The sequence below is a fragment of the Ensifer sp. Root142 genome (genome assembly GCF_001426785.1).
GTDB lineage: Bacteria > Pseudomonadota > Alphaproteobacteria > Rhizobiales > Rhizobiaceae > Ensifer > Ensifer canadensis.
On record NZ_LMFK01000034.1, the window covers coordinates 608,266 to 633,288 of the forward strand.

At 58.4% G+C, this 25,023-nt stretch carries 23 protein-coding genes and 1 pseudogene; 11 read left to right on the top strand and 13 right to left on the bottom strand.

Going from position 1 to position 25,023, the window contains the following annotated elements; all coding sequences use genetic code 11:
• Positions 1 to 158: 158 nt before the first annotated feature.
• From ASD52_RS27575 to ASD52_RS27590, 4 genes are all read right to left on the bottom strand, one after another.
• A complete protein-coding gene (locus ASD52_RS27575) occupies positions 159 to 485 on the bottom strand; it encodes a GYD domain-containing protein (RefSeq protein WP_057226133.1) in 327 nt (108 codons plus the stop codon).
• Between the two features lie 296 nt (positions 486 to 781).
• Complete coding sequence (locus ASD52_RS27580) at positions 782 to 2,323, bottom strand: SpoVR family protein (protein WP_057226135.1); 1,542 nt, start codon at positions 2,321 to 2,323, stop codon at positions 782 to 784.
• Positions 2,324 to 2,335: 12 nt separating this feature from the next.
• Entirely contained in the window at positions 2,336 to 3,652 is a 1,317-nt protein-coding gene (locus tag ASD52_RS27585) for a YeaH/YhbH family protein (protein WP_057226137.1), read from the bottom strand.
• 25 nt (positions 3,653 to 3,677) lie between these two features.
• On the bottom strand, positions 3,678 to 5,627 hold the full coding sequence (locus ASD52_RS27590; RefSeq protein WP_057226139.1) for a PrkA family serine protein kinase: 1,950 nt from the start codon (positions 5,625 to 5,627) through the stop codon (positions 3,678 to 3,680).
• Between the two features lie 760 nt (positions 5,628 to 6,387).
• Between ASD52_RS27590 and ASD52_RS27595 the strand changes: the two genes are divergently transcribed.
• Positions 6,388 to 6,942 carry an NADPH-dependent FMN reductase gene (locus ASD52_RS27595; protein ID WP_057226141.1) on the top strand — a complete coding sequence of 185 codons (555 nt, stop codon included), beginning with the start codon at positions 6,388 to 6,390 and terminating at the stop codon, positions 6,940 to 6,942.
• A 289-nt stretch (positions 6,943 to 7,231) separates the two neighbouring features.
• On the opposite strand, the gene ASD52_RS27600 is transcribed toward ASD52_RS27595, so the two are convergent.
• Both ASD52_RS27600 and ASD52_RS27605 read right to left on the bottom strand, forming a co-directional pair.
• Positions 7,232 to 7,462, bottom strand: coding sequence for a hypothetical protein (locus ASD52_RS27600; RefSeq protein WP_057226143.1), 231 nt, complete (start codon positions 7,460 to 7,462; stop codon positions 7,232 to 7,234).
• A complete protein-coding gene (locus tag ASD52_RS27605) occupies positions 7,459 to 7,788 on the bottom strand; it encodes a hypothetical protein (RefSeq protein ID WP_057226145.1) in 330 nt (109 codons plus the stop codon). The genes ASD52_RS27600 and ASD52_RS27605 overlap by 4 nt, the downstream gene beginning before the upstream one ends.
• A gap of 169 nt (positions 7,789 to 7,957) precedes the next feature.
• Between ASD52_RS27605 and ASD52_RS27610 the strand changes: the two genes are divergently transcribed.
• The 3 genes from ASD52_RS27610 (at position 7,958) to ASD52_RS27620 (ending at position 10,158) form a co-directional block, all read left to right on the top strand.
• Positions 7,958 to 8,818: a Ku protein gene (locus ASD52_RS27610; RefSeq protein WP_057226147.1), complete on the top strand. Its 861-nt coding sequence runs from the start codon at positions 7,958 to 7,960 to the stop codon at positions 8,816 to 8,818.
• 3 nt (positions 8,819 to 8,821) lie between these two features.
• Positions 8,822 to 9,616: a Ku protein gene (locus tag ASD52_RS27615; protein ID WP_057226150.1), complete on the top strand. Its 795-nt coding sequence runs from the start codon at positions 8,822 to 8,824 to the stop codon at positions 9,614 to 9,616.
• A gap of 284 nt (positions 9,617 to 9,900) precedes the next feature.
• On the top strand, positions 9,901 to 10,158 hold the full coding sequence (locus tag ASD52_RS27620) for a hypothetical protein (RefSeq protein WP_156585542.1): 258 nt from the start codon (positions 9,901 to 9,903) through the stop codon (positions 10,156 to 10,158).
• A gap of 126 nt (positions 10,159 to 10,284) precedes the next feature.
• Here ASD52_RS27620 and ASD52_RS27625 read toward each other — a convergent pair whose 3' ends face one another.
• Positions 10,285 to 11,283 (bottom strand): ABC transporter permease, encoded by a 999-nt coding sequence (locus ASD52_RS27625; RefSeq protein WP_057221209.1) that lies wholly within the window; start codon positions 11,281 to 11,283, stop codon positions 10,285 to 10,287.
• Positions 11,284 to 11,320: 37 nt separating this feature from the next.
• A complete protein-coding gene (locus ASD52_RS27630) occupies positions 11,321 to 12,118 on the bottom strand; it encodes an ATP-binding cassette domain-containing protein (RefSeq protein WP_057206850.1) in 798 nt (265 codons plus the stop codon).
• 132 nt (positions 12,119 to 12,250) lie between these two features.
• Here ASD52_RS27630 and ASD52_RS27635 point away from each other — a divergent pair, with 132 nt between their 5' ends.
• The 4 genes from ASD52_RS27635 to ASD52_RS27650 all read left to right on the top strand — a co-directional run bounded on the left by ASD52_RS27635 (position 12,251) and on the right by ASD52_RS27650 (position 16,344).
• Positions 12,251 to 13,231, top strand: a complete 981-nt coding sequence (locus ASD52_RS27635) for an NAD(P)-dependent oxidoreductase (protein WP_057216562.1) — start codon at positions 12,251 to 12,253, stop codon at positions 13,229 to 13,231.
• A 47-nt stretch (positions 13,232 to 13,278) separates the two neighbouring features.
• On the top strand, positions 13,279 to 14,268 hold the full coding sequence (locus ASD52_RS27640; RefSeq protein ID WP_057216559.1) for a sugar-binding protein: 990 nt from the start codon (positions 13,279 to 13,281) through the stop codon (positions 14,266 to 14,268).
• A gap of 183 nt (positions 14,269 to 14,451) precedes the next feature.
• On the top strand, positions 14,452 to 15,348 hold the full coding sequence (locus ASD52_RS27645; protein WP_057216556.1) for an NAD(P)-dependent oxidoreductase: 897 nt from the start codon (positions 14,452 to 14,454) through the stop codon (positions 15,346 to 15,348).
• Between the two features lie 210 nt (positions 15,349 to 15,558).
• Positions 15,559 to 16,344, top strand: coding sequence for an alpha/beta hydrolase (locus tag ASD52_RS27650; protein WP_057226152.1), 786 nt, complete (start codon positions 15,559 to 15,561; stop codon positions 16,342 to 16,344).
• Positions 16,345 to 16,433: 89 nt separating this feature from the next.
• Here the strand turns inward: ASD52_RS27650 and ASD52_RS27655 are convergent, their stop codons facing one another.
• Both ASD52_RS27655 and ASD52_RS27660 read right to left on the bottom strand, forming a co-directional pair.
• Positions 16,434 to 17,300, bottom strand: a complete 867-nt coding sequence (locus ASD52_RS27655) for an SDR family oxidoreductase (RefSeq protein WP_057206841.1) — start codon at positions 17,298 to 17,300, stop codon at positions 16,434 to 16,436.
• Between the two features lie 90 nt (positions 17,301 to 17,390).
• The gene (locus ASD52_RS27660) at positions 17,391 to 18,047 is read right to left on the bottom strand and encodes an O-methyltransferase (RefSeq protein ID WP_057226154.1); all 657 of its coding nucleotides are present in this window, start codon (positions 18,045 to 18,047) and stop codon (positions 17,391 to 17,393) included.
• 92 nt (positions 18,048 to 18,139) lie between these two features.
• Here ASD52_RS27660 and ASD52_RS27665 point away from each other — a divergent pair, with 92 nt between their 5' ends.
• The gene (locus tag ASD52_RS27665; protein WP_057216548.1) at positions 18,140 to 18,790 is read left to right on the top strand and encodes a TetR family transcriptional regulator; all 651 of its coding nucleotides are present in this window, start codon (positions 18,140 to 18,142) and stop codon (positions 18,788 to 18,790) included.
• A 304-nt stretch (positions 18,791 to 19,094) separates the two neighbouring features.
• Here the strand turns inward: ASD52_RS27665 and ASD52_RS27670 are convergent, their stop codons facing one another.
• Positions 19,095 to 20,492, bottom strand: coding sequence for an MFS transporter (locus ASD52_RS27670; protein WP_225906358.1), 1,398 nt, complete (start codon positions 20,490 to 20,492; stop codon positions 19,095 to 19,097).
• 243 nt (positions 20,493 to 20,735) lie between these two features.
• Here ASD52_RS27670 and ASD52_RS27675 point away from each other — a divergent pair.
• Positions 20,736 to 21,398 (top strand): annotated as a pseudogene (locus ASD52_RS27675) (allantoinase); the annotation flags it as partial.
• A gap of 466 nt (positions 21,399 to 21,864) precedes the next feature.
• On the opposite strand, the gene ASD52_RS27685 reads toward ASD52_RS27675, so the two are convergent.
• Positions 21,865 to 22,650 carry an ABC transporter substrate-binding protein gene (locus ASD52_RS27685; protein WP_057216528.1) on the bottom strand — a complete coding sequence of 262 codons (786 nt, stop codon included), beginning with the start codon at positions 22,648 to 22,650 and terminating at the stop codon, positions 21,865 to 21,867.
• 51 nt (positions 22,651 to 22,701) lie between these two features.
• A complete protein-coding gene (locus ASD52_RS27690) occupies positions 22,702 to 23,934 on the bottom strand; it encodes a M20 aminoacylase family protein (RefSeq protein ID WP_063991867.1) in 1,233 nt (410 codons plus the stop codon).
• 131 nt (positions 23,935 to 24,065) lie between these two features.
• Between ASD52_RS27690 and ASD52_RS27695 the strand changes: the two genes are divergently transcribed.
• Positions 24,066 to 25,016 carry a LysR substrate-binding domain-containing protein gene (locus ASD52_RS27695; RefSeq protein WP_057216525.1) on the top strand — a complete coding sequence of 317 codons (951 nt, stop codon included), beginning with the start codon at positions 24,066 to 24,068 and terminating at the stop codon, positions 25,014 to 25,016.
• Positions 25,017 to 25,023 lie beyond the last annotated feature (7 nt).

Sequence of the window (25,023 nt, forward strand, 5' to 3'; positions counted from 1 at the left end):
GAATGAGAACGTCTCCCACTGTGCGCCTCGAGCGGGCTCAGTTATGGCTGCTCGCGATCCATCGCGGACTCTTCTTGCCTCCGGCGCACGAGAGTTGGTCTAGCGCGGTAACGAAGGTACGCGATCTCCAACATGGATCGGAAGCGGTGGACCGCCGCCTACGCTGCCGGTGGACGATACCGAATCGACTTTGCCTTTTCCAATGCGTCTAGCGTATCTTCGACGCTGAGGAGGACAGTGGTCTCCATAGAGCTGAGCGCGCCGCCTGCACCGATCGCCAGCGCGACAGCCGCCATCGATACGTTATCGGAGGCCTCCCACAGATTCCAACCATCATGCTCGCCGAAGGCGTACCAGAACCCATGGAGCTTTCCGCCGACGGATTCAATGTAGGTGCGTGCCGCCTCCCGGCGATCCTCAGGGTTTTCGATCATGCGCGCCCACGTCTCGGGCGTGTAGCTGAAGCGCGTGAGATACATGGCCATGGAATGCCTCCTCCTCCAGAACAACACAGTTAACGCTCAAGCTGGGGAGAACGCGAGTCATTTCCAACGCGCAGATCGCCGTTCGGCGTCGGCTCACTTGTATCTTGAGGCGGATTTTTGTGACCGTCAAACTCCGGCGCCACTTCTTGGCGGCTGGGATGGCGGACAGCCTGTTCTTCAGCATCGCCCTTCTTGGGAGTTATAATTCTTCTTGGGCGTAATCAGTCACTTCAGCTTCAACAACAAGCACCGGCTTGTCGAGTGAAAGGGCCCGTGCTGGCGCCGCTCGCTTGCGGTCACGCTCCTGTGGAAGAGCACTCGAACAGGACCTTGTTAGTCGACGCATCGATGCCTGCCAAGCTCACTTCATATCCCCAAAGCCGGCTTATATGCGCGAGTGTCGCGTCCCGATTGCTTTCCTCCAGCAGAATGCCGTTCTTGATCACGTGCTTCAGTCGAAGCTGCCGATCTCCCAGCAGATCGACATCGACCACCTGTATGTCCGGCCTATTGGCCACCGGGTCATAGTTCCGAGCGAGCCCGGCACGCACGGCGGAGTAGCCCTGCTCGTTATGGATGGAAGTGACTTCACAAAATTTGTTGGCTGCGCGGTCGGAGAGACGGAACAGGCGGAATTTGCGGATCAGCGCTGGGCTGAGATATTGCAGAATGAAGGACTCGTCGCGGTGGTTCTCCCAGGCGCCGATCAACGTGCCCAATGGGTCACCGTTGCCGGATATGGTGGGAAACCAGTCCCGATCCTCTTGCGTCGGCATGGTGCAGATGCGTTCGATATCCTGCATCATAGCAAAGCCCAGCGCGTAAGGGTTGATACCCGAGAAGCGGGAATCGTCGAAGCCCGGCTGAAACACCACATTGGCGTGGCTTGCCAACAACTCCAACATTGCGCCTTCACTGACCCTGCCCTGGTCGAACAGTCTATTGATAATGGAATAGTGGACGAAGGTCGCGCATCCCTCGTTCATCACTTTGGTCTGACTTTGCGGATAGAAATATTGCGCGATAACGCGAACAATCCTCAAGATTTCCCGCTGCCAGGGTTCTAGGATCAGACTGTGCTTCTCGAGGAAGTAGAGCAGGTTCTCCTCGGGAAGGTTAAGCGCCTTCTTCCGTTCCGAAGCCTCGCGCTCCGCCTCCTCGATGCCGGATGTTCCGCCAGCCGTCGGCAGCGTCCGCCATAAATCGCTATAGGTCTGCTCTTCATATTCCAGCCGCTCCCGGGCCCGCGCCGTCTCCTTTTCCGATGAGAGCCGGGGGGGACGGCGATAGTGGAATACGCCGTGATCCATCAGGGCATGTGCCGAATCGAGTATCTCCTCCACCGCACTGAGACCGTGCCGCTCCTCGCATTTGGCGATGTACTTCTTGGCGAAGTCCATGTAGCCGAGGATCGCGCCGGCATCCGTCCACTGGCGGAACAGATAGTTGTTCTTAAAGAAGTGATTGTGACCGAAGGCCGCATGCGCGGTGACCAGCGCCTGCATCGGCATCGTGTTTTCTTCCATGAGATAGGTGATGCAGGGATTGGAGTTGATCACGAGTTCATAGGCCAACCCGCGATAACCTTTTTGATAGAGTTGACTTTCGAACACGAAGCGCTTGCCAAACGACCAGTGTTGATACATCAGCGGCATGCCGACGGACGAATAGGCGTCGAGCATCTGTTCAGAGGAGATGATCTCGATTTGGTTCGGATAGACGTTCAGTCCCATCTCACCGATCGCAATCGCCTCGATCGCATCATAGGCACGGGAAAGCGTCGCGAAGTTCCATTCCGAACCGTCGAACAGCAGGGTGGAGGCTCGCCGTATTGCCATTCGATCGTCCCCTCACCTGCGCAGTTGAACAGGTTGATGCCGGGCAAATAGTTTGCGGAAGACGGGGTAGATGTCGGCGGGCATTGCAACGCGCGTCATCTGGAAATTGGGTACCGCGCTGTCGACGGTGCGGTAGGCGCGCCAGAGTGAGGTGCCGTTGTCCGTCGACCCGAATATTCCGCTCTCGCGCTCGTCTATGATCTCGACATAGGCGTAATACTGGCACAGACGCATGAGCGATTCCCGCAGAAGTTCGGCGCACCGCTCCGAGTCGCCGTTGGCATTGTCGCCGTCGGAGGCTTGGGCCGCATAGATATTCCAGAGATTGGAGGGATAGCGCTCCTCGATGATCCGGAGCATTTCGTCAAGTGCTGTCGAAACGACCGTGCCGCCGCTCTGCTTGCTGAAAAAGAACGTCTCCTCATCAACTTCCCGCGCCTCATCCGTGTGGCGGATGAACACGATGTCGATCCGCTCGTAACGACGCTTCAGAAACAGATGCAAGAGAACGAAGAAGCGCTTGGCAAGATCCTTCTCGCGCTCCCCCATCGAGGCGGACACGTCCATCAGGCAGAACATCACCGCACTCGCATTCGGCAAAGGCTGACGTTCGAAACGGTTGAACCGCACGTCGACGGGGTCGACATAGGCGATACGCCGCCGACGCCGTTCGAGCGCTTCCAGTTCTTCGCGCAGGTGCGAGAGCCTGCGGTGCTCCTGCGGGGACGGTTGCTCCTCCAGTTCCAGTGCCGCTATCTCGTCGGCAAGCGCCTGCAATTCCCTCTCGCTCGGGCGACGCAGAGCCATGCGCCGCCCAAAGCTGTTGTGCATCGTTCGCCCGACATTGATATTGCTGGGGGTGCCCACCGTCGAGAAACCGACGCGATGTGACTTATAGCTGACGGTTTCGCGCAGGTTCAGCTTCACCATGTCCGGAAGCTCCAGATCTTCGAAGAAAAGATCGAGGACTTCCTCGCGCGACAGCACGAAGAGAAAGTCGTCCGTGTTTTCGCCCCGTCCGGGGCCGCCGACCCCTCCGCCGCCGCCTGATTCCGGCTTCCTAAGTCGGTCTCCGGGCGAGAAGGTCTCGTTTCCGGGCAGGACATAGTGCCGCTCGCCGCTGTTGCGCGAATGCTGGAAGCTGGGTTCGTCCGCACCACGCTTCGGGATCGGAACACCGTGGGCGGCGTCCACATCGATGATCCTGTCCGACTTTACCTGATCCCTTATCGTGCGTTTCAATTCCTCATGGACCCGCTTTAAAAAGCGCTGCCTGTTGCCGAGACTCCTGTCCTTGGGGTTCAGCCGGCGATCGATGAAATTCGGCATGTGCCCATCCCCCGCTTACGCATCGTCAACCGGCCTTGTTGACGCGCATATACCAGTCGACGAGCCGCCGCACCTGACGCTCGGTGTAGCCGCGTTCGGTCATGCGTTCCACGAACTCAGCGTGCTGCTTCTCGGTCACGCTGTCCTTCTTCGAGCCGAAGCTGATGACCGGCAAAAGGTCCTCGACCTGGCCGAACATGCGCTTCTCGATCACTTCCCGGAGCTTTTCGTAGCTTGTCCAAGCGGGGTTGCGCCCGTTGTTTCTGGCGCGGGCGCGCAGGGTAAACTTTACGACTTCGTTGCGGAAATCCTTGGGATTTGCGATTCCGGCGGGCTTTTCGATCTGCGACAGCTCGCCGTCGAGAACGTTGCGATTTAGGATCTGACCCGTATCAGGATCCTTGAAGTCCTGATCTTCGAGCCAGGCATCCGCGTAAGAGATATAGCGGTCGAACAGGTTCTGACCATATTCGCTATAGGATTCGAGATAAGCCTTCTGAATCTCGTGACCGATGAACTCGGCATAACGAGCGGCGAGCTCCGAGCGGATGAAATCGAGATAGTTCGCTTCGGTCTCCTTGGGAAACTGCTCCCGCCGGATAGCCTGTTCCAGGATATACATCAGATGAACCGGATCGGCCGCGACTTCCTTGGTGTCGTAGTTGAAGGTCTCCGACAGCACCTTGAAGGCAAAGCGGGTACTGACGCCGGTCATGCCCTCATCGACGCCCGCGGCATCGCGATATTCCTGCAGGGACTTCGCCTTGGGATCGGTATCCTTCAGGTTTTCGCCGTCATAGACCCGCATCTTCGTGTAGGACGGCGAATTCTCGTGTAGAGCGAGGCGCGTCGCCACCGTGAAGCGGCTAAGGTTCTCCAGCACCTCGGGCGCACATGGGCTCTCGGACAACTCGCTCTCGCGAAGCAGCTTTTCATAGATCAGCCGTTCCTCCGTGACACGCAGGCAATAGGGTACCTTGACGACCAGAATCCGGTCGAGAAAGGCCTCGTTGTTCTTGTTGTGCTTGAATTGCAGCCATTCGGACTCGTTGGAATGGGCAAGCACGATACCCTGGTAGGGGAAGGCGCCGAAGTTCTCCGTGCCGTTATAGCTTCCTTCCTGCGTAGCGGTGAGCAGCGGATGCAGAACCTTGATCGGCGCCTTGAACATTTCGACGAATTCGAGCAGCCCTTGCGTAGTCCTGTTGAGCCCGCCGCTATAGGAATAGGCGTCGGGATCGGCCTGGCTGAAATTCTCGAGCTGGCGGATATCGACCTTGCCGACGAGCGCGGAAATATCCTGGTTGTTCTCGTCGCCCGGTTCCGTCTTGGCGATGGCGATCTGGCGCAGCCGCGAGGGCGTAAGTTTGACGACGCTGAACTTCGAAATGTCGCCGCCGATTTCGTCCAGCCGCTTGGTTGCCCAAGGCGATACCAAGTCGGTGAGCCGCCTCTTGGCAATTCCGTATTTGTCTTCGAGCAGATCCCCCATGCGATCACGGTCGAACAGGCCGAGGGGTGATTCAAAGACGGGACTTATCTTACCGTCGATGGCCAACGTGTAGATCGGCTGCTGCTCCATCAGCTTCTTGAGACGTTCGGCAAGCGACGACTTGCCGCCACCCACCGGCCCCAAGAGGTAAAGGATCTGCTTGCGTTCCTCGAGCCCCTGCGCGGCATATCGGAAATATCCGACGATCCGCTCGATCGTATCCTCCATTCCATAGAAGTCCGCAAAGGAGGGGTAGATCTTGATGGTGCGGTTGGCGAAGATACGGCCGAGGCGCTCATCCGCGCTCGTGTCTATCAACTGCGGCTCGCCGATGGCAGCCACCATGCGCTCCGGCGCCGTGGCATACATGCTCCTGTCGTCGCGACAGGCGAGGAGATATTCCTGCAGACTTAACTTCTCTTGCACTCCGCTTGCGTAAGTCTGCGAAAAGAGGTCGAAAACATCGCCGTCATTGGCTCTCATGGAAGCCTCCTGCGGTCGCCCGAAGTCCTACGCTTCTGCTACGACCACTTCATTTTCAACGAAATTAGGCCCGGGTTTGTTCCCGAAATTGGCTGCCTTCACTACTTATCCATCTCACAGGCGCTGACGCCGAGCGAATCAAGGCGCTGCTTACTAACAATAACATCGGCCAGCCATCTTCGCACCCTATCTGAACAGCGAGTCCACTGTCCAAAAGCATGAAACAACCGAGCGGCCCATCAGGTTGATCGGAGTACGGAAAAAATGGGGGCTCTGGTTCCCAAGCCAATCACCGAAACCAAAGGGCCGCAAATATCGATCCAGGCAGCTTTTGAGAAGGCGATGTCATGTTTGGATGACGCCGTTTTACCAATGTGATCTTGGCAATGATTGAGCTTTGCGGGTCGAGTGCAGTCATGTCTCCGGCCTATTTATGCGGCACGTTATGACCGTCGGCCCTCGGCCCTGATGTCCGCCTGATCCGGTCCCTATCACGTTACTGTGGGTGCGCAAGACAAGGCGGCGGATTCTTCGGTTCGTGCGTCCATGCATAAATTCAAAGTGCTGCAGCGAATTTCGCGTGTCTAATATGACGCGCGGCACTGGAGGCTGTCGCTAACGCGCATACTGCGACAAGCCAGTTTTGGGGGACAAAATGCCGGACGTTCAATCCTTGACCTGGTGTGGAATTGAACGACTTGGTGCTCAACTCTCTGTTGTGGACACTTGCCGGACGAAGATATTCCATTATCTTTTAGGCATGAAGATACTAGCGATTTCAGGCAGCTCACGTGAGCTATCGACCAATACGGCCTTATTAAGGGCCTTCCAAGCCTTGGCACCGGCCGATATTGCGGTCTTTGACCGGATTGGTGAGTTGCCAGTCTTTTCTCCTGACCTTGAAGGCCCGAATGCCCCAGAGAGCGTCATCCGGTTCATCGAGAAAATATCCGTGAGTGACGGGCTGATCATTTCGAGCCCTGAATATGTCCGCAGCATTCCCGGCGGCCTCAAAAACGCGATCGATTGGCTTGTCTCCGGTGAGGCGGTGGTCGGAAAACCCATAGCTTTAGCCCACGCTTCGCACAGAGGCGAGGATATGCTGGCGGCGCTGCGAACGGTACTTTCAACCGTGAGCTCAAGTTTCTCCGAGAATATCTTCTTCCGGTTTCCGGTGATGAATCAGGCGCCTGACGCAATCAGGGAAAGCCTCATGACTTCGGCTAATCGTCCCGGGGCGGAGAAATTCCTTAAGGACTTTGCAGCGTTCTGCCGGAGCCAGATAAGCGAGGTTCCAGACGCTATTGCTATTTGAACGGTGGCAGCGCCCGTAATGACCTCAATACTGGCCACGGACATCGAGCGAGCCGCAAAACTCGACGAAACGGCGCCGGAATTCGATGCGGAATCGGCGCCAATTGGCGAGTTCCATCAAGCGCTGGTCGAGCGGCAATCGATGAAAAAGCTCTTCGCCACTTCAAAGAGAACAAGCAGTTACAAAAGCGGCGAGAAAGCCTGGCATGGGGGCGTTAGCGAAGAGCAGGGTCTCGGGGCGTTTCTTGTAACGATACGTCCTTACGCTCGAGAACACGGATCGGAGCGAGTTAATGGGGGACCTCACTGGTGCTGCCCGCTCTCGCTCTGATCACATCGGCGAGCGCTGCACGGCGCCATTCCGGCAGCTTCAATATGAAGGTGTCCATGTCCCGTCCGAAGTTTGACCAAGCCTTGTCGCCCGCTTGTCCCGGATCGATGACGCCCGCCGCCTCAAGGTCGGACCGATCCATGTTCACACGCGCAAGTGAAATCTGCAGCAGATCTGTGCCGGTGATCATCGCCCTACTCCCTGTTGACGAACGTTGAGCGTTCCATGGCTGGCTTGCTGCGGCGCCTGGTGCGGCTCGGCCGTTTCCTCTTCCTCGACCAGCTTGTGATAACAAGCCTCGATATCATGGGCGATGCCGTCGGCGTCGTAGAGGTAGCCGTCCGTTCCGCCGTCGGTCTCGATGATCTCGGCAAGGGAGTTCATCATCGCGCGGCCGAGGCGCTGCAGAGCGTCGCGATGTCGATCGGCGCCGCCACTTTCAAAGGCGCGATTGGCTTCGTCGAGGGCCCGGTGCATAGCCTCAAATGACCCGTCGATATGGCGCTTCGTGTTCATAGCACCGCCTCCCTTACTCCTGGACTGTGCAACAGACTCCCAAACGCAATACTCGTGGATAGGTTCATCCTACTATCGACAGCCCACTAAACGCCACAATTGATTCGCGTCTTGGCCGGAACAAACGTAATCTGCCTCCGTTGAATCCGGGCTACCGGGAGAAATCGATATGGCCGGACGTGCTCTTTGGAAGGGCTTTTTGAAGTTTGCCGAGATTAGTTGCCCCGTGGCGCTTCACAGCGCTGCGTCGACCTCCGAGCGCGTGAGCTTCAACACCTTGAACCGAAAAACCGGCAATCGCGTGAAGCGGGAATATGTCGATATCGACACGTGGAAGGTAGTTGAGCGCGAGGATCAGATCAAAGGCTATGAGGTCGATGACGGCCGCTACGTGCTGTTTGAACCCGATGAGTTGGCCGCGGCGGTTCCTCCAAGCGACAAGACCTTGCGCATACAATCCTATGTGCCGTTCGGCGAAATCGATGATCTCTATTTCGACAAACCCTATTACCTGCTCCCCGATCGGCTGGGCGAAGAGACCTTCGTCCTGATCCGGGATGCAATGCGTGAGTCCAAGGTCGGCGCCCTTGCCCAAGCTGTGCTTTTCCGCCGGCTCCGGACAGTTCTCATTCGCGCCCACGGTGACGGGCTCATCGCTACCACCCTCAATTTCGACTATCAGGTTCGCTCCGCCAAGGAAGCCTTCGCCGACATTCCCAAGCTCAAGATCGAAGGCGAAATGCTGGATCTGGCTAAGCACATCATCAAGACCAAGGCCGGCCTGTTCGATCCGCGAACCTTCGACGACCGATACGACGCGGCGCTTGCCGAGCTCGTGAAGGCGAAGATGGAAGGCCGCGCGGTCAAGGTGAAGAAACAGCCGAAGGTCGAGCCTTCGACGAACCTCATGGAAGCGCTTCGCATGAGTGCTGGCTTCGGCTCTGCCCGGGCGGCCAAGGCTCGCACCGCTGCGGCAGCTGCGCGAGCCGTCCCGGCGTCCCGGCCGGCAGCTCGAAAAAAGGCGGGCTAAGCCATGGCCGCCGTCAAACCATACTGGAAAGGTTACCTCAAGCTTTCACTGGTCACCTGCCCCGTCGCCCTGTCGCCGGCCACCAGCGACACCGAGAAGATCCGCTTTCACACCATGAACCGCGCCACCGGCAACCGCGTGGCTTCACGCTACGTCGACAGCGTGACCGGCAAGGAAGTCAATACAGAGGACCAGGTGAAAGGCTATGAGCGTGGCGAAGGCGATTACATCATGCTCGAGGAGGAAGAGCTCGATGCGGTGGCGCTGGAAAGCGTCCGGACGATTGAGATTGACATGTTCACGCCACGGGAATCCATCGAATGGATCTGGCTCGAAAAACCGCACTACCTTGTGCCGAACGACAAGGTTGGTGAAGATGCGTTCGCCGTGATCCGCGAAGCTATGCGCTCAGAGAACGTCGTTGGGATTTCCCGTCTCGTCTTCGGCCAGAGAGAGCGGGCGGTGATGCTTGAGCCCCGCGGCGAAGGCATCGTTCTATGGACGTTGCGCTATGGTGACGAGGTGAGACCTGAGGAAGAGTATTTCTCGAACATCAAGGCAAAGCCCGAGGGCGGCCTTGCTCCGCTGATGAAGCAGTTGATCAAGCAGCAGACAAAGAAGTGGGTGCCGATCACCGACCCCATTCAGGATCGCATGCTCGAACTGATCGCCGACAAGAAGAAGACGTTGAAGCCGAAGGCCAAGCGCAGGATTACACCGGCGAAAGACAACGTCGTCGATATCATGTCAGCGCTTCGCGACAGCTTAGAACGAGAGAAGCGCGGCAAAGCCCGGTAGTCCGTTCCCACGGGCTTCTTCCCGGGATGATCCCAAACTCTGAGAGTAGCGCCATGAGAAATCCGACGCATAATTGTGCTGCTTTGAGATAGACCGGCATGTGGTTGCTTGAACATGTCACACTCCGCGCGTTTTGATCAGGTGGGAGTTTGCGAATGGGATTTCATGACTAGTTCTCGATCCGCTAGAGACACGCGCCCCGTTGATGCGTCGGCTCAAAGTCATGTTGCTACTTTCATTTTGGTGGTGGACAATCTCTCAGCCGACAGACCGAGGAGCGGATGATGAATTTCGAGAAGGTCGGGCGAACCCGAATGATGATGCGGCTGCCACGACACCGGAAACAGATTTCCGATGCCAACTTCCTTGCGATCAACGATCTGCTCGAAGCTTACGGCGTCGCCGCCATGAAGCGTGATGAGTTACGGGAGCAACTGATGCCAGATCCCACGGTGAGGGAGGAGTATGAGGATCTCTGTCAGAAGCTAGAGGACGACATCATCAAGATGTTGGCAGGTGTAAGCCCGCGCATGGTGCGTTAGCCCATTGGGCGAGCCACCTGTGCACTCGCCGCAATCCTTTTCATCTCGTTCCATCTCGGCCGCGCCGGCGTAGATTCCAACTCGCAGAACAATTCATCGAGCGGTCCGCGCGACGAAATCTCGGAGCTACTCGGTCTGCCGGAAATTGCGGATGCGGTCGAAAAGCACCGCAAGGATGGTCGCGCCGCCAATGAACGTTCCCTGCCAGAACGCGTTGATGCCGAGCAGCCCGAGGCTATTACGGATCACCTCGATGAGCGCCGCACCGACCAGTGCGCCTAAGGCCGTGCCGACGCCGCCGGCCAGGTTGGCGCCACCAATCACCGCCGCTGCGATGACCTGAAGCTCCATGCCAGCGCCGATATTCGTTGTTACCGCTCCAAGCCAGCCAGTCTGGATGATGCCGGCAACACCGGCGGAGAGGGCAGAAATCATATACACACCGACCTTGATCGGACGCACAGGTATACCGGTAGCAGTCGCGGCGTGCTCGTTGCCGCCGATGGCGTAGATATAGCGGCCCAGCCTCGTCCATCGCAGGACGAAACCCGTCAGCAGCGTCAGCACAATCATGTAGATCACCGGGTTGGCGATGCCGAACAGCCAGGCTCCACCACCAAGAGCGAGCAGCTTGTCGTGGTCCGGTCCGAATTGGAAAACAACCGTATTGTTGGATGCCACCATCGCCAGGCTTCGCGCGATCGAAAGCATGCCGAGTGTCACCACAAAAGGAGGAAATCCGACATAGGCAATGAGCACACCGTTAAACGCGCCGATGAAAAGCGCCGTTGCCACCGAGGCGACAATCCCGACCTCGATGCTATAGCCGGAATGCATGACGACTGCCAGGACCATGCTGCATAGGCAAAGCACCGACCCAACCGACAAGTCGATCCCGCCGGTGATGATAACCAGCGTCATGCCGAGGGCAATGATAGCGACGAAGGTGGCGTTGCGGGTGATGTTGTAGAGGTTCTTCGCTGTGGCAAACGAATCCGTTGCGAAGGAAAGGAAGATGCACGCCAGAACGACAGCGACGAACACCCAGAACGTCTGGTTGGCGAGGATCGCGGCGCCCAACGTGCGTTGTTTGTGAGCGATCGTCTGGTCGAGCATTGTTGCCATTTTCTTACGCATTCCTCCGATGCGGCACCTGCAGCGCTCATCCTCTTTCGATGGCGCCCGTAATCAATCCTGTCACTTCTTCAGGCGACGTCTGCGCAATAGGCTTGTCGGCGACCTTTCGGCCGCGCCGCATGACGATGACGCGATCTGCGACATCAAAAACATCCGGCATACGATGGCTGATGAGCACGACCGCGATGCCGCGATCGCGCAACCCACGGATCAGATGCAGCACCTCGGCGACCTGGCGCACCGAAATGGCCGCCGTCGGCTCGTCCATAAGGACGATCTTTGCCTCGGAGATCATCGTTCGCGCGATCGCGACCGCTTGCCGCTGCCCTCCGGACATTTGCCTGACGAGATCGCGGGGGCGAGTTTCGGATCGAAGCTCGCTAAAGATCTCTCCCGCGCGACGGTACATTGCCTTGTAGTCAAGGACCCGCAGTGGGCCAAAGCCGCGCCTGAGTTCGCGTCCAAGGAACACATTTGCCGCCGCCGAGAGATTATTGCACAGCGCCAGGTCCTGATGAACGATCTCGATGCCGTGCTGTCTTGCCTCTATCGGTCGATGCAGAACGATCTCGTTGCCGTCGAGCCGTATCGTTCCCTGGCTCGGGCGGTGATTGCCGGCAATCATTTTGACCAGCGTCGACTTGCCGGCGCCGTTATCTCCCATGAGACCGACAACCTGGCCTGCTTCCAGCGAGAGCGAAACGTCGTTGACCGCCTGGATGGCGCCGAAATGCTTGGAAATGTTGGTGATCTCGAGTGTCGCCACCAGTCGTCTCGCCTCCCGAAGCGCGCCGGCACGCCAACGGGCGCGATCGTTCCTCAGTCTTCACCCAGCGGTCTACATCTTTATTTACGCAAATCCTTATGAAGGCGTCAATGACGTCCTATGCCTAGAAACTGTTTTGTATGACAAATACACGTTGCCCTGTATATTAGCCATCAGTGGGAGACAAAAATGCTTATCCTTGTCACCGGTGCAACGGGCAAGGTCGGGCGGAGCCTCATCGCGGGGCTGCTTGACCAACCGCGTTTTTCGCAGGCGCAGATCCGTGCGCTCTGCCACAATCGCCTGCTCGAGCCGTGCGATCGAATCGACATGGTCCGTGGGACGATCGCCGACCGAGACGTCGCAGATGCGGCAATGAAGAGCGTCACCCATGTGGTGCACCTCGCCACCTGCAAGGAAACGCCAGACGCGGTCATGGACATCACGGTTAAAGGATTGTTCTGGCTACTCGAGGCCTTCCGGGTCAGCCCTTCCGCACGCCAGTTTATCCTCGTCGGTGGGGACGCGTCGGTCGGCCATTTCTTTTATCGCCACGATGGTCCCGTGACTGAGAAGACGCCGCACCGCGCTTATCCCGGTTGCTACGCGCTATCGAAGGTCATCGAGGAAGTGATGCTCGATCAGTACGCAATTCAATACGGCACGAACGGTTGCTGCCTTCGCGCGCCGTGGATCATGGAGAAGGACGACTTCAAACAGACATTGTCGTTCGGCGACGATGTGTTTGGGGGGCCAGACTGGAAGACCTTCTTTGCGCCCGCAGAAGCAAGGCGATACGCCGAGGCCGGAACCGTGCCGCTCCTTCGCGACGCAGATGGCCGGCCGCTCAAACGCAATTTCGTACACGTCAGCGACCTGGTCTCGGCGATCCTGGCAGCGATCGACAATCCCCGCGCCGCACGGCAGTTGTTCAACGTCTCCATGGACCGTCCAGTCGACTATGGCGAGGTGGCAAGCTACCTTGCACGTACGCGCGGCCTCGGCTCGGTCGACGTCCCCAGCGGCTTCCACTCGAACTGGATGGATAACAGCAAGGCCAAATACCTTCTGGATTGGCGCCCTGACTACGATCTCGAAAAGCTTATCGACTCGGCCTGGCAATACGAGCGTCAGTCGAACGATCCTCGTGTCGTCTTTTATCCGGGTTGATTTGTGCCGCGGACAAACAACGTCCGCTTGTTCAATGGGAGGATAGAATGAGAAAGACAGTATTGCTGGCCGCCGTCGCTGTCCTGGCGCTCTGTGCCGGCCAGGCTCTAGCCAAGAAGCAGCTCGTCATCGTCGTGAAGGGGCTCGATAACCCCTTCTTCGAAGCGATCAATCAGGGTTGCCAGAAATGGAACAAGGAAAACCCGGATTCCGAGTATGAGTGCTTCTACACTGGACCAGCCTCGACATCCGACGAAGCCGGCGAAGCACAGATCGTTCAGGACATGCTCGGCAAAGCCGACACGGCAGCAATCGCCATTTCGCCGTCTAATGCCAAACTGATCGCTCAAACGCTAAAGACCGCGAACCCGACGATCCCCGTCATGACGCTCGACGCGGATCTAGCCAAAGAGGACTCGGCCCTGCGCAAGACTTATCTCGGTACCGACAACTACCTGATGGGTGCCCGGATTGGCGAGTACATCAAGAAGGCCAAGCCGGATGGCGGCAAGATCTGCACGATCGAGGGCAATCCGGGGGCGGACAACATTTTGCGCCGAGCCCAGGGCATGCGCGACACCCTGACCGGTAAGGAGGGACTGACGGAACTGAAGGGTGAGGGAGGCTGGACGGAAGTCGCAGGCTGCCCAGTCTTCACCAATGACGACGGGGCAAAAGGCGTGCAGGCCATGACGGATATTCTCGCCGCCAATCCGGACCTTGATGCCTTTGGTATCATGGGTGGCTGGCCACTATTCGGCGCACCGCAGCCCTATCGCGACCTGTTCAAGCCGATCGCAGACAAGATTGCCAGCAACGAATTCGTCATCGGCGCTGCCGATACCATCGGCGACGAAGTTGCCATTGCGCGTGAAGGGCTGGTGACGGCACTCGTCGGGCAGCGTCCGTTCGAGATGGGCTACAAGGCACCGTCTGTCATGATGGATCTGATCGCCGGTAAGCCGGTGGAAGATCCGGTGTTCACCGGTCTTGATGAGTGCACCAAGGATACAGTCGACACGTGCATCCAGAAGTGACGATCTCGTCCGGGCCCCGTTCGCGGGCGCCCGGACAATCGCCGACCGAACCCTTGCCAGCGCAGGCGGTGGCAGGCATCCCCATTGACGCGAGCGACATGCTTCGCCAGCATCGGAACGAATTGATCCGTGGCGTCGCATTGGCGAGCGAGACCTTATCCGCGTCACATTGTGGAGAGCAGAATGGCAAAGAGGATCATCTTCACCGGCGGCAGCGGCAAAGCCGGTCGCCATGTCGTGCAATATCTCATCGAGCAGGGTCACCAGGTCCTCAATCTCGATACCCGGCCTCTCGACAATCCGAAGGTCAGGACGCTCATCACGGACATCACCGATAGCGGGCAAGTCTTCAACGCCTTGTCGAGTTACACCGGACTGCACGAGTTCGACCCATCCTTGAGGCCACAGCCGATCGACGCCGTCGTGCATTTTGCCGCCATCCCGCGCATCATGATCGCTCCTGACAACGAACTTTTCCGCGTGAACGCGCTCGGCACCTACAACGTCATCGAAGCTGCTGTGAAACTCGGTATTCGCAAGGTCATCATAGCATCCAGCGAGACGACCTACGGCCTCGTCTTTGCCAACGAGCCCCGCAGTCCGCGCTACTTTCCGCTCGACGAGGAGTACGACGTCGACCCCATGGACAGCTATGCCTTGTCGAAAGTTATCAATGAGCAGACGGCACGCGCCTTTGCCCTGCGCAGCGGCTTCGACATCTATGCCCTGCGCATCGGCAACGTCATTGAGCCGAGCGAGTACAAACTGTTTCCTGGATGGTTCGCAAATCCGGGCTTTCGAAAACGCATCGCGTGGAGCTACATCGATGCGCGCGACCTCGGTCAGATCACGCTTCGCGCGATTGAGAAGGACGGGCTTGGATTCCAGATCTTCAATGCCGCAAACGACGACACCTCTTCCGATCTGCCTACCCGCGAACTCATCGACCGTTTCTATCCAGGCGTACCGCTCAAGCGGGAACTCGGCGAGTTCGAGACGTTGCTGTCGAACTGGAAGGCGCGTGATATTTTGGGTTTTCGCAGCGAGCATGGCTGGAGAAAATACGTCACCTCAGGCTGAAAACCGCCCAAAGTTTTCCTCGTCACCTTCACGCGTAAACTTGTCGTACGCGCAAACAGCCGCATGGCTCAGAACCGTCTGTGGTAGCCAACGCCCAGTCACCCAACCGGGTGACTGGCAACCGCGAGAAGATCACGTATATTGCAACTTACACGGACAACGATGCCGCGATCTTCGAAGGCAGCAAACTAAGGGTTGATTGAGGCTACTATGGCAGAACCAAGGTGGCGAACTCTTCCCGCAACTCCCGAATTGCCCGCGACGACCCGCGAAGGGTATGTCGCGGTCGACGGCATCAAGATCTGGTATGCTGTCTACGGTTCCGGTGAGCCCGTGATTATGCTCCATGGCGGTCTCGCCAATTCCAATTACTGGGGCCATCAGGTTCCGGAACTCGCCAAGTCCTATCAGGTCATCGTTATGGACAGCCGCGGCCACGGACGCAGCACTCGGAATGCGGACCCCTTCAGCTACGACCGCATGGCCTCCGACGTCATCGCATTGATGGATGATTTAACGGTGTCCAAGGCTGCGGTCATAGGCTGGAGCGACGGCGCAATCATCGGCCTCAAGCTAGTGATCGCTAATCCTGGCCGAGTTAGCCGCCTGTTCGCATTTGCGGCTAACAGTGACACATCCGGGATCTACGATCTATCCGATAGCAGGATGTTTGAGAACTATTCTCAACGGACCCGCGATGAGTATGAAAAGCTGTCTCCCACACCCGTCGAATACGACGACTTCCTTGAGCAAATGGAAAAAATGTGGGGCTCGCAACCAAACATAACGAAAAGTGAGCTTCGCAACCTTGAACACCCTATCTGGGTTGCAGCCGGCGACCACGACGAAATTGTCAGGCGTACCGATACGCTGTTCATCGCCGAAAACATTCCCGGTGCCGGTCTGCTAATACAGCCAGAAGTCAGCCACTTTTCCCATTTGCAGAATCCGCAAGAGTTCACAGAGGATCTATTTCGCTTCCTGCGCGCGCATTGAGATCGCAAAACGTGAGTCGAGTGTTTGGCGTGCAGTTTCAGTAACGCCTAGGGCTCGGCATCAGCGCGGCAGTTAGAGCTCTCTCACGATCAGCGCGGGAAGTAGGCGGGCTGATCGAGATCGGCGATCAGGCCCGGACCAGTCGGCTGCCAGCCTAGAAGCGAGCGGGTCCTGGCGCTGGACGCCGCCATGTTCGCCGCTGCAAAGTTGGCAAACCAGCCGAAGTGCTCTCGCGACCGCGGTTCGGCCGGCAGGCCGAGTTGGCGCCCGATCACTTCGGCGATTTCCCTGAACGGAACTGCTTCGACAGCAACCGCATGGTAGACGCTCTCCGTCACGCCGGCTTCAAGGGCCATGCGGTAGACCTGCGCCGCATCCAGACGGTGGACCCCGGACCAGCAGTTCAAGCCGTCATCGACATAGGCGGACACGCCTGTTTCTTGCGCCAGACGCACGACGATCGGGATGAATCCATGGTCCCCCACCCCGTGAACGGATGGCGCAAGACGCACTGTCGCTGCGCGCACGCCCTGTTCCGCCACGGCCCTTGCGGCAGCTTCCGACTTGCGCGGCGACGCCGGATTGGGAAGGTCTGCTTCGGTTGCGCCGCGTGGCAGACCCAAGAGGCCGGAGGTGACGAGCAATGGGCGGTCCGACCCTTTGAGTGCGCCTCCCAGTGCCTCGATCGCGCGTTCGTCCTGTGCCGCGTTCTCCAGGAACGTCGAGAAGTCGTGGTTGAAGGCGGTGTGAATTACGGCGTCGGCGGCTGAAGCGGCAGCCCGCAGGATGTCGAGGTCGTCCAGCGAACCTTCGACAACCTTCGCACCGATGGCTGCAAGGGCTGATGCCTTCCCCGCCGAACGGACAAGGCCACTGACGTTATGTCCTGAGCGGATCAGGTCCTCGACGACGGCGGAGCCGACCCAGCCGGTCGCGCCCGTTACGAATACATGCATGACAATTCTCCATTGAGGGAGCCGTCCCATTGGGACGGTCCTTTCGTTGTATGTTCGGTTTGGGTTGGTGGCAGTTGAACGTTGGCAGGCTCAGGCCGCGCGCATCGACAACTCGATGTCGTCGGCGAACGGTGTCGACAGATAGCCGCCCGAAGTCGAGCGGACGCGATCGAGATAGTCCGGGCAATGATGCGCATCGTCGGCAACGACCAGTGCCCCGGGCCGCAGACGGCTCTCGACCAGTGAAAGGACTTCCGGGTAGAGCGGCTTCGCGCCATCGAGCAGGAGCAGATCTATGCTTTCGGGAAGATCCATACTCAGCGTCGTCAGCGCATCGCCCTCGCGGATTTCGACGAGGTCGATGAGGCCCGCGTCAGCCAGGTTTTGTCGTGCCCTTGCAATCTTCGACGGCTCGAACTCGCTGGTGATCAGCTGGCCCCCGCCATTGTCCCGGAGCGCTGCGGCAAGGTAGAGAGTCGAGAGGCCGAACGACGTGCCGAACTCGACGATCGTCCTTGCGCCGCTGCTTCGGGCCAGCATGTAGAGCAGTTCGCCGGTCTGGCGGGACACGGGAAGCCAAAGATCCTTCATGCGGCTGTAGAAGTCGAGATACTCCGTCTTGCTGTGCATGAGGCGGTCGCGCTCCGCGTGGGAGAGTTCTGCCAAACCCGGGCTGGTGGCGGCATCCGCTTCGTCGAAGAGACGGTCGAGAAGAGATGCAAGGCGTATGTCCTTGAGAGTGTTCATCGGAAAATCCTTGGTTCGCTGCGATGACTTGCTTTCGAATTAAAAATACGAATAATTCGTCGCGTTTGCTAATCGCATTGCAAAAGGTCCCGATGACTGATCGCGCAAGTCCCCGTATTTCCACACGAAAACAGCCCAAACAGTCGCGTTCGAACGAGCTTGTCGCCGCCATTCTTCAGGCGGCTGTTCAGGTTTTGGCGCAGGAGGGTGCGCAGCGTTTTACGACCGCGCGGGTGGCCGAACGGGCAGGTGTCAGCGTCGGATCTCTCTACCAGTATTTCCCCAACAAGGCGGCTATCCTGTTCCGACTGCAGAGCGACGAGTGGCGGCAGACATCAGATCTCCTGGGCGACATCCTGACGGACCGGTCCCGTCCGCCGCTCGAGCGGCTCCGTAGCCTCGTGCAGGCCTTCATCCGTTCGGAATGCGAGGAAGCTGCCGTTCGGGTGGCACTTAGCGATGCCGCCCCGCTTTACCGGGATGCGCCGGAAGCGCAGGACGCGCGGGCGGCGGATGACACGGTCATCGAAGCGTTCATGTCCGAGCTTCTTCCGGATGCCTCCGCGGCGGTCCGGGCCACGGCCGGCGACCTCGTCATGACGACCATGACCACGGTCGGGAAGGAGTTCTCAGCCGAGCCGAAGACCGACGCGGAAATCGCAGCATACGCGAATGCCATGTCCGACATGTTCTGCGCCTATATTCGCTGCCTGCGTTCCGATATTTCCGCAACGGCCGGGTGATGCGCGATTGAACGCTCTGATCGTATGGTCGCCAGGAACTCTGGGAAGACTCACCGGTGGAATGGCCGCAAACCGAACCCTACACATGGAACCGACGACACGATGAGTCCGGGACTTAACCCGCGGCGGCGCTCCCCTCACCGCCTGCGAAGGCATCGTTGCCAATACCGACTTCCATATCGTCGTTGCCATCTCCTCCCCCCAGCCAATCATTGCCTGCGTCGCCGTAGAGAGAGAAGCGCTATCAGCGCCTTGCGCTACGGCGGCGAAGGCTCCCAGCCGCTCGGCGTTGCGGCCGGCATGTTTACCCGACTGGCCTCTTCAACGTGGCGATGGCCAACAACGCGCATGCCGCCGCTGCGGTCATATACCAGGCTGGCGCATAGATTCCTCCTCCTTGGGAGAGCCATGTGAGGATCGCGGGTGCGAAACCGCCAAAGATTGTCGTAGCGGTGTTGTAGGCAAGAGACATTCCGGTCGACCGAACGCGTGTCGGGAAGATCTCGGAAAGGGCCGACGGTGCCACGCCGACATAGAGGCCGACCATGATGCAGAACGCGGTTTGCACAAAGATCAGCGTGGGAAGCGTCGACGACATGTGCAGGAGCCAAAGCAACGGATGGACCGCCGTCGCAAGGATGATTGCTGCCACGACCAGCATCTTCTTGCGTCCAACAACGTCCGACAAGCTTCCCGCCACGACGCAACTGATCAACATGAATACATTGCCGATAAGGGAAGCAAGGAAGGTGTCCGAGCCGCTCATGCCGAAGCTGCGCTGAATATAGATCGGCATGAAGATGACAAGCGTGTAGGTCGACACACCCCACAGCACACACATTCCCGTGCCTTTGAGCAGTTCCCGCCAGAACTCCACGAACGCCGCCTTTAGCGGCAGTCGTTCGGTCACACCGGATTTGTTCTGACGAGCAATCTCCTCGCGGAAATGCGGCGTCTCATCGAGCGTGCGGCGCATCCAGATACCCACCGGCGCGATGAGAAGTCCGACAAGAAACGGCAGGCGCCATCCCCATTCACCGATCTGCTGCTGCGTGAGCAGAGCGGTCACCGAGAAGGCGACAAGTGCGGCGAGAATATTGGAGATTGCCATGCTTCCCTGCAGCCATGATGCGTACTTGCCCTTCTTTCCCTCAGGGGCATGTTCAACGAGAAAAGCGGCTGCACCGCCGAGTTCGCCGCCCGCGGAAAAACCTTGAAGCATCCGGCCGACTAACAGGAGGAGTGGCGCACCAATCCCGATGGCGGCATAGGTGGGCGCGGCGGCGATAACGAGAGTGCCAAGCGCCATGATCATGATCGTCAGCGTCAGGGCCGCTTTCCGCCCTGCGCGGTCCGCGTAGACGCCAATCAGAACTGCGCCCAGCGGACGGATGATAAAGCCCAAACCAAACGCGATAAATGCCTTGACGAGTTCCGTCGTCTGGTCGCCCCCAGGAAAGAAGTTCTGGGCTATATAGACGGCGAACAACGCGTAGATGATGAAGTCGTACCATTCAAGCGCGTTTCCGACCGATGCCGCGACAACAGCCCGGCGTCCAGCGATGACCTGTTTGCGATCTGAGGCCTCCACCCCAGATGTGATGCTGCTCATGACAATGCTCCCTCTTATTTTGCTTATGGTGATGGCGGCAGCGGCGGCTTGTACCACTCCCCAAGTGCCCGTGCCGAATGCGCCTTGCAATCGCAACCCTGCTGGGATGCAAGGCTTCCGTCCAAACAGGAATGGCGAAGTGAGCCATAGCGGACGGCGAACTGCCCAACAGATTTGCGACCTGCGGGGCCACCGCGCTCTCAAATAGCAAACATCCTCGTCAGATCGCCTCGGCGCCTCGGCGAATTCGGGTCCGGCGATAGCCGACTTCGGACAAAGCAATTATCCAGAGACCACCTGCCTGCGCATGCTCATGGCATTTGAGGAGACGCTATGAGTGATTTTGACTTGATCCTAACCGGCCGCGTGGTGGACGCCAATCGTGTCCGGGAGAACGGCTATGTCGCTGTGCGCGACGGCATCATCGAACGCATTGGCGAGGGTATTCCCCCAGCGTCGAGCAAGGAGCGGCACGACTTCGAAGATGCCTATATTCTTCCCGGCGCCATCGATTCACAGGTGCATTCGCGCTCGCAGGCCGGTCAGGAGGATTTCATCTGGTCGACACGCGCAGCCGCCGCCGGTGGCGTAACCACAATCGTCGATATGCCGTATGACGACGGCAATCTCATCTGCAACGCCGAGCGGCTTGCCCAAAAGGCATTGGAAGCCGGGCAACAGGCGCGCGTGGACTTTGCGCTCTACGGCACCGTCCATCCCAATGACGGGCCAAAGCATATTGCCCAGATGGTCGGCGCCGGAGCGGCTGCTTTCAAGTTCTCAACATTCGGAACACACCCAGAGCGCTTTCCGCGCATACCTCCGCAGACATTGCATGCGTGCTTCGCCGAAATTGCACGCCACGGGCTGGCTGCAGGCGTTCACAACGAGAACGATGAAATGGTGCGCGCTGCTGACGCCGACGTCCAAGCCTTGGGCATCAGCGACTATCGCGCGCATGGCATGGCAAGGCCAGCGATCGCCGAAGCACTGGCCACGGCTGAAGGAATGTTTCCGTGAAGTAAGCACCATAGATGAACGAGAGTGTGATCGCACCGGCGGCAAACGGATCGATATCAATCTGATGCAGACCGAGGCGATCGGTAACTCCGTTCAGCCACATCTGAAGGCTGTAGAAGAGGAGCAACATCATGACGAGATCGGGTACGCTGCGGATCACCGTCGTATAAACGGTTGCGGCAAGGCGTAGCGAGCGTCTGGACGACAGCTTGCAACTTGCCCCGACGATGCCAACAAAGAATGCGCCTGCGATCGACAGAACGGCGAGCTCAATCGTCGTCAGCAACCCGGCCAATACAAGGGGACCATATCCGTCGAGGGCCATATGTCTGTTCTTTTCGTAAGCGCGTCGTGAATGGCCACGGCAACGCGGGATTTACCCCTGTGCAGCCGATACGATTGCACAGGGCGAGTTGACCAGGCAGGAACATCGCTATCGCGTTTATTGTCCGCCGTAGGCGTCGAAGTCGAAGTACTTGTCGTTGATTGACTTGTAGGTGCCGTCAGCGACGATTGCCGCGATCGCCTTGTTGACGTCGTCGCGCAGTTCCGCGTCTTCCTTGCGGAGCCCAAAACCCGAGCCGATGCCGAAGTACTTCGGGTCGTTCATATCCTGACCGGCAAACTCGAATTCCTGCCCTTCAGGCTTCTTCAAGAAGCCGTCACTTGCCTGGATTGATGCCTGCAAAGATGCATCGAGACGTCCCGATCCGAGATCGGAATAGATCTGGTCCTGCGTCTGGTAAGCGACAACTTCCACACCGGCGGGCCGCCATACGGCCATAGCGTAGGTCTCCTGCGAGGACCCCTGCTGGACGCCAATCCGCTTGCCTTTCAACGATTCCGGCGTCGGTTCCAGACCCGAACCCCGTCTTGCGACCAGGCGCGACGGCGCGTTCGAGTATTTGTCAGAGAAGGCGATCTGCTCCTTGCGCTTCTCCGTGATCGTCATCGACGACGCGATGATGTCGAATTTTCGTGCTTGCAGCGAAGGAATGATGCCGTCCCAGCTGCTCTCCACCCAGATACATTTGGCGCGTAGTTCGGCGCAGATGGCCTCGGTGATCTCGACCCCGAAACCGGTCAGGCTGCCGTCCGGCTTCTTGAACTCGAGCGGCGGGTAAGTCGGATCGATGCCCAGTTTAATCGTCTGTCCAGTGCGATCCGCGGCATGTGCCGCGACGGAGCCGGAAAGCAGTATGAGAGATGCTGCTATGATCTTGAACACGATGATTTTTCCCCAGTTTGGTTTTCGTTGGTTTCGCCCGAACCGGACCGATTACTCGGTCGCAGCACATGGGCGCTGTGCTGCGATGCCTGCTGTGCGTCGGGTGATGTCGGACTGAGCGGGTGTTGCGAGAAACCGCTCGGCGAGCTTGACCCAATAGGTCGCCCCGATCGCCAATACCTCATCGTTGAAGTCGTAGCTCGGGTTGTGCAGCGGGTGACTCGCCTCGCCGTTGCCGATATTGATGTAGGACCCAGGACAGCGCTCCAGCATGAAAGCGAAATCTTCGCTGGCCATGATCGGGTGCGCGTTCAGGATTGATGCCTCTGGACCGAGCCATTGCCGAGCGACGTCTTGGGCAAATTCCGTCTCGACCGGGTGATTGATAAGCACCGGATGACAGCGCTCATAATTGATGACGGCTCTCGCCCCAAAACTCTCCGCCTGCGCATGCACCAAGCCACAGATCCGCGCCTCGACTTCGCGGCGGACTTCCGGTGACAGCGAGCGCACCGTTACAGACATCTCGGCCGCATCCGGAATGATATTCGACGCGGTTCCGCTGTGAATTGACCCAACCGTGATTACCGCAGCGTCCTGCGGATCGACATTGCGTGAGACCACTGTTTGAAGCGCCATGACGACCGCCGAGCAGACAACGACTGGATCCACCGCCTTGTGTGGAACAGCGCCATGTCCGCCATGACCAATGATACGGATCGTCACCGTATCGGCGGAAGCCATGAACGCGCCGCTGCGAAAGCCGAACGTGCCGACCGGTTGGCCTGGGACGTTGTGCATGGCAAAGACAGCATCGCAGGGAAACCGCTCGAACAGCCCCTCGCCCAACAGCCGCGCGGCTCCCCCAAGGCCCTCTTCGGCCGGCTGAAAGATTAGATGGAGAGCGCCGTGGAAGTCTCGCGACTGCGCCAGATGCCTAGCTGCAGCGAGAAGCATCGCCGTGTGACCATCGTGACCACAGGCATGCATTTTTCCAGGAACGGTACTGCTATAGGATAGTCCCGTCACTTCCTCGATCGGGAGCGCATCCATATCGGCGCGAATGCCAAGCGACCGCCCCTCACCATTGCGCAAAGTTGCGACTACGCCAGTCCCTGCGATCCTCGCAACTTCGTAGCCCCATTCGGCGAGCAGCTTGGCGACCAGCTCACTCGTCGCGAACTCCTCAAAGCCCAACTCCGGATGAGCGTGAATCTGCCTGCGAATCGAGATCGCTTCAGATTGGAAATCGGAAATCCCTGGCAACACGATCGCGTTCTTCATCCACCACTCCGCCCCTGAGAATTCCCGACCTCTGCCTGTGAGGCAGTGCTTCGCAATCTAGTGAATGCGCGCATTGAGCGGGAGACAAAAGTTTATTATGGTGATAACCAATCGTTATCACCGGAGACCGGATGAAGCTGCATCAACTCGAGGCACTGGTTGCCAGCGCCGACACCGGCAGCATCCGCGCCGCAGCGCGCCTTCTGGGGATATCGCAACCCGCTGTAACGCGGGCCTTGAGGGAGATGGAAGCCGAACAGCAGCTACCGCTGCTCGTTCGCTCGCCAAGTGGCCTGAAGTTTACCGATCACGGCTATGCTTTACTGACCCACGCTCGTCTCGTTCTCAATCAGCTCAGGCAGGCGGAGAGCCAGATGAGCATTCGGCGTGGCCAAATTGAGGGACGGCTCTGCATTGCCGTAACGCCGTGGCTTTCCCTGACGCTGCTGCCGGAGGTCGTAACCGAGTTTAGAAGACGCATGCCGAATGTAAGGCTCGAATTCTTCGACAGTTTCGTAATGATCACGCAACCACTTCTTCGCGACGGCTACATGGATCTCGCCATAGGCCAGGCGTCGCCAGCGATGTCTGCTCAGGAATTTCTGATTGAACCGTTGGTTCGCTACGAGACGGGCATCATGGTTCGTCGAGGTCATGCGAAAGAGGGATGCAAGTCCATTCACGAACTGCTGGATCAGGACTGGCTGCTGAACTACGCCCCTGACGGTCGTGATGGCCTGATGCAGGAGGTTTTCTGGCGACACGGCGCGACATTGGATGAAAAGCGCGTTGTACTGGCACACTCGGTGTTGCTTTCTCAGACACTCGTTGAGCAGGCAGATATGTGCACCTGGGTTCCAAGCATCATGACGGCTGTACCCCCTTTCTACGACCGCACGGTATTGTTGGATCTCGAGGAGAGATTTTCACCGCGGGACCTCAGCATTATTTCGAGGCGAAATGGTCCCCAAGGATCTGCAGCCCTTTCCTTTATCGATTGCCTGTCCGGTGTCATCAAGAGACGCCTCCGATCGAGCAACCCGGTAGACCGGCGTGTCTTTGCAACTTTGACGCCTCTTTAATCTGCGA